At 73.6% G+C, this 5,941-nt stretch carries 1 protein-coding gene; it reads left to right on the top strand.

The genetic code is table 11. The features are described from left to right. A partial coding sequence (locus tag ACZ6CL_RS15270) for an Ig-like domain repeat protein (RefSeq protein ID WP_468936076.1) occupies positions 1-5,941 on the top strand: 5,941 nt, incomplete at both ends.

The raw sequence follows: 5,941 nt of genomic DNA, 5'->3' as shown, positions 1-5,941 counted from the left end.
CGTCCAGCGGCACCGACACCCAGACCGTCCAGCCCGCCGACACCACCACCGCCGTCACCACCGCGCCCGACCCGTCCACGGTGGGCCAGGAGGTCACCTTCACCGCCACCGTCGCCGCCGTGCCGCCCGGCGCGGGCACCCCCACCGGCACCGTCACCTTCGACTTCGGCGACACCACCCCGCCCGTCACCGCGACCCTCACCGGCGGCACCGCGAGCACCACCCACGCCTACTCCGACGCCGACGACTACACCGTCACCGCGACCTACAACGGCGACGCCGACTACACCCCGTCCAGCGGCACCGACACCCAGACCGTCCAGCCCGCCGACACCACCACCGCCGTCACCTCGGCGCCCGATCCCACCGCCGTGGGGCAGTCGACGACGTTCGTGGCGCAGGTCGTTCCCGAGGCCCCGGCGGCCGGTGCGCCGGCGGGCACCGTGACGTTCACGTTCAGCGACGGCAGCCCGCCCGTCACGACTCCCGTCGTGGGCGGTACGGCGATGGTCGGCCACACCAGTCCGGACGTGACGGAGAGCCCGCTCACCGTCACCGCCACCTACAGCGGGGACGGCAACTTCAACGCCTCGGCCGGCGCGGGCTCCAGCACCATCGACCAGGCCGTATCGGCGACGACGGTGACGGCCACGCCGTCGCCCTCGGTGACCGGCCAGACGGTCACGTTCACGGCGACCGTCGACGCGGTGCCGCCCGCCGCGGGCCCCCCGACCGGCACCGTCACCTTCGACTTCGGCGACGGCACCGCGCCCGTCACCGAGCCGCTGTCCGGCGGCACCGCCGACCTCGACCACGCCTACGTCCACGCGTCGCTCACCCCGTACCAGGTCACCGTCACCTACAGCGGCGACGCCAACTTCCTGGCGTCCACCGGCACCGCCCTCCAGAGCGTGGAGCAGGCCTCAACCACCACCACGGTCACCGCCTCGCCCGACCCGTCCGTGACCGGCGAGACGGTGACGGTCACCGTGACTCCCGAGGCGCCCGCTGTCGGCGTCCCGACCGGGTCGGCCACCTTCGACTTCGGGGACGGCACCCCGGTCGTCACCGCCCAGCTCGTGGCGGGCTCGGCGACGGTCAACCACGCCTACGCCAGCGCGGTCGGCAGCCCCTACACCATCACCGCCGCGTACAGCGGTGACGCGGACTTCGCGCCCTCCGAGGACACCATCAGCCACACGGTCGCCCCGGCTTCGACCGTCACCAGGGTGACGTCGTCGGCGAATCCGTCGGCGGTGGGCCAGACCGTGACGATGTTCGCGCGGGTGTCACCGGTCGCCCCGGGTGCCGGTGACCCGACCGGCACGGTCACGTTCGACTTCGGCGACGGGTCCGCGACCGTCACCGCACCGGTCTCCGGTGGCCGGGCCCAGGCCACGCACGCCTACACCAGTACGGCGGGCAGCCCGTACACGGTCACCGCCACCTACAGCGGTGACGGCGACTTCACCACCTCCCCCGGGACCGCCGCCCAGGACGTGGACGTGAGCGTGTCGACCACGGCGACGACGGTGACCTCCGCCCCGGATCCGTCGGTCGTGGGCGACGCGGTCACGCTCTCCGCGACCGTCGTGGCCGTCCCGCCCGCCTCGGGCACCCCGACCGGCACGGTGACGTTCAGGTTCGGTGACGGTACCGCCACCGCCACCGTTCCGCTCACGGGCGGCTCGGCGTCGGTCGGCCACACCTACACGGCCGCCAGCACCGGTTACCCGATCACCGCGATCTACAACGGCGACGCCAACTTCGCGGGCTCCGCCGGAATCGACACCCAGACGGTCACCCTGGCCCCGTCGGCGACGACGGTCAGCACCGGCCCGGACCCCTCCATGACGGGGGAACCGGTCACCGTCACCACGACCGTCGCCCCGGCACCGGGCAGCACCGGCACCCCGACCGGCACGGTCACTCTCGACTTCGGCGACGGCACCGACCCGATCCACGCGCCCCTCGCCGGGGGAGTCGCGACCGCCGTCCACGCGTACGTCCACACCGCGGGCAGCCCGTACACCGTGACCGCGACCTACAACGGGGACGGGAGCTTCAGCGGCTCCACCGACACCGACACCCAGACCGTGAACCCGGCGGACACCACCACCACGGTCTCCTCGTCGCCGGACCCCTCCACGGTCGGCCAGCCGGTGACCGTCTCGGCCGCCGTATCGACCGTTCTCCCGGCGACGGGCACCCCCGTCGGCACCGTCACCTTCGACTTCGGCGACGGCACCCCGACCGTCACCGTCGACACCGTGGGCGGTCTGGCGACGGTCACGCACGCGTACAACGCCACGGGCGGCAGCCCGTACACGATCTCGGCCGCGTACAGCGGTGACACCGACTTCACCGCGTCCGACGCCACCACCACGCAGACCGTGCTCCCCAGCGCGACCACCATGACGCTGACCGGCGCGCCGGACCCCGCGGTGGTGGGCGAGCCGGTGACCGTGACCGCCACGGTCACGGCGGTGGCACCGGGCGCCGGAACCCCGACCGGCACCGTGACCGTCGACTTCGGCGACGGCACCGCGCCCGCCGCGGTGCCCCTGGCCGGTGGGGCCGTCGTCGTCACGCACGCCTACACCAGCGCCGTCGGCAGTCCCTTCTCGATCATCGCCGCCTACAACGGCAGCGCCGACTTCACCACCTCGGTGGACACCGAGTCCCAGACGGTCGTGCAGGCCACGACGGTCACCACCGTGGCCTCCGCGCCGAACCCGTCCGTCTCCGGCCAGACGGTCACGTTCACCGCGACCATGACCCCGCAGGCGCCGGGCGGCGGTGCCCCGACGGGCACGGTGACGTTCGACTTCGGCGACGCCACGACCCCGGCCGTGGTGCCCGTCGCCGCCGGGGTGGCGACCGCCGACCACGCGTACGCCGGTACCTCGGGCAGTCCGTACCCGGTCACGGCCACGTACGGCGGTGATGTCAACTTCACCGGTTCCACCGGCACCACCACCCAGACCGTCGTCCAGGCCCCGTCCAGGACGGCCCTCATCACCGAGCCGGACCCCTCCGTGGTGGGCGAGCCGGTGGACGTCGTCGCCACCGTCTCGGCGGCGGAACCCGGCGGCGGAACCCCCACCGGCACCGTCACCATCGACTTCGGCGACGGTACGGCGCCGGTCACGGTGCCCCTCATGGAGGGCGAGGCGACGACCGCCCACATCTGGACCGACACCGAGGGAGTCCCGTTCACCCTCACGGCCGACTACGGCGGAGACGCCGACTTCACCGGATCCGCCGGGGCGGACACCCACTACGTCAACCCGGCGTCGGCCAACACCGCGGTGGACACCTCGCCCGATCCCTCGGTGGTGGGCCAGCCGGTGACCGTCACCGCCACGGTGGTGCCCGTCGCGCCGGGCGCCGGGAGCGCGATGGGCACGATCACCTTCGACTTCGGCGACGGCACCCCCACCGTCGACGCCCCCGTGACGGGCGGCACCGCCACCGTCACCCATATGTGGGAGAGCACCGCGGGAAGCCCGTACACCGTCACCGGCACCTACAACGGCGAAGAGGACTTCACCGGCTCCACGGGAACGGAACCGCAGACCGTGGGCAGGGCGGCGACCACCACCACCATCAGCGTGGTGCCCGAGCCGTCGGTGACGGGCCAGCCGGTGACGTTCTTCGCCCACGTGGTGCCGGACTCTCCGGGGGACGGGTCGCCGACCGGGACGGTGACGTTCGACTTCGGGGACGGCACCCCCACGGTCGACGTCCCCGTGATGGACGGCACGGCGACGACCGAGCACACCTATACGAGCACGGCGGGCGGGCCCGTGACGGCCACCGCGACCTACGGCGGCGACATCGACTTCACCGGCTCCGTGGACACCGAGTCCCACATCGTGCGGCCCGCCTTGGCGACGACGGTGGTCAGCTCCTCGCCCGACCCCTCGGTGGCGGGCCAGCCTGTCACCGTCACCGTCACGGCGGCCGCACCCGGCTCCGGAACCCCCACCGGCACCGTCACCATCGACTTCGGCGACGGCACCCAGTCCGTCACCGCGCCCCTGGCGGGCGGCACCGCCACCGCCGTTCACACCTGGGCCAGCACCTCGGGCAGCCCGTACACCATCGTCGCCCACTACGGCGGGGACGCCGGGTTCACCGCCTCCACCGGCACCGACACCCAGACCGTCGGCCCGGCCGCGACCACCACCGCCGTGACCACCTCGCCCGCCCCCTCGGTGGCGGGCCAGCCGGTCACCGTCACCGCCACCGTCACGGCGGCCGCACCCGGCTCCGGAACCCCCACCGGCACCGTCACCATCGACTTCGGCGACGGCACCCCCACCGTCAACGCACCCGTTGCGGGCGGCACCGCCGCCGCCACCCACGCCTGGGCCGGTACCTCCGGCAGCCCCTACACCGTCACCGCCGAGTACGGCGGAGACCCGGACTTCACCGCCTCCTCCGGCACCGACACCCAGACCGTCAGCCCGGCTCCGACCACCATCACCCTGGTGTCCTCCCCGGACGCGTCCGTGGCCGGGCAGGTGGTCACCTTCACCGCCCGGGTCTCGGCCGCGGCTCCGGGCGCGGGCGCCCCCACCGGGACCGTGACCTTCGACTTCGGCGACGGCACCCCCACGGTCACGGCGCCGGTGTCCGGCGACGTGGCGACCACCACCCACACCTACGCGGACAGCTCCGGCAGCCCCTACCCGGCCACGGCCGACTACAGCGGGGACGCCGACTTCGCCTCCGCCACCGTCACCGACACCCACACGGTGTCGGCCGGAGCCGCCACCACCACAACCACGGTCGTCTCCTCCCCGGACCCCTCGGTGACCGGCCAGGCGGTGACATTCACCGCGACCGTCGCACCGACCCCGCCCGGCGCCGGGGTGCCCACCGGCACCGTCACGTTCAACGTCGGCGACGGCACGGCGCTCCTCACCGCACCGCTCTCCGGCGGCGTGGCGACCGCCACCCACCCGTACGCGAGTGCGGCGGGCAGCCCCTACACCGTCACCGCCGACTACAGCGGGGACGCCAACTTCAGTACCTCATCGGGCACGGACGTCCAGACGGTCGACCCGGCGTCGACCACCACGACGGTGATCTCCGCCCCGGACCCTTCGGTGGTCGGCCAGCCGGTGAACTTCACCGCGACCGTGACACCGGGCGCGCCGGGCGCCGGGGTGCCGACCGGCACCGTCACCTTCGACTTCGGCGACGGCACTTCGACGGCCTCGGTGCCGGTCATCGGCGGCGTGGCCCGGATCACCCATACGTACAGCAGCGCGGGCGGCCCGTACACGGTGACCGCGAACTACGGCGGGGACGCGAGCTTCACCGCGTCCGGCGGCACCGACACCCAGACCGTCACCCCGTCCTCGACCACCACCGCCGTCACCTCCTCGCCCGATCCCACGGTGGTCGGCCAGTCCACCACCATCACCGCCACCGTGGCATCCATCGCCCCGGGAGCCGGAAGCCCGACCGGCACCGTCACCTTCGCCTTCGGCGACGGCACGAGTCCCGCCACCGTGCCCCTGTCCGGCGGCATCGCGACCGTCACCCACGCTTACGCCGCCACGTCCGGCACGCCGTACCCCATCACGGCCACCTACAACGGCAACGACAACTTCGCCTCGTCCAGCGGCACCGACACCCAGACGATCAGCAAGGCCGCCACCGCCACGGCCGTGATCACCTCGCCCGACCCGTCCGTGGCGGGCCAGCCGGTCACCGTCACCGCCACCGTCGCGCCCGTCGCACCGGGGGCCGGGAATCCGACGGGCACCGTCACGTTCACCTTCGGGGACGGCACGAATGCGGCGTCCGCGCCCCTGTCCGGCGGCATCGCGACCGTCTCCCATGTCTTCGGCGGGACGTCCGGCAGCCCATTCGCCATCACGGCCACCTACAACGGCGACGCCAACTTCACCGCCTCCAGCGGCAC

The sequence above is a fragment of the Streptomyces sp. NPDC041200 genome, assembly GCF_055591805.1.
Note: the sequence above shows the minus strand (reverse complement) of the source record. Positions and strands in the feature narration are given on the sequence as shown.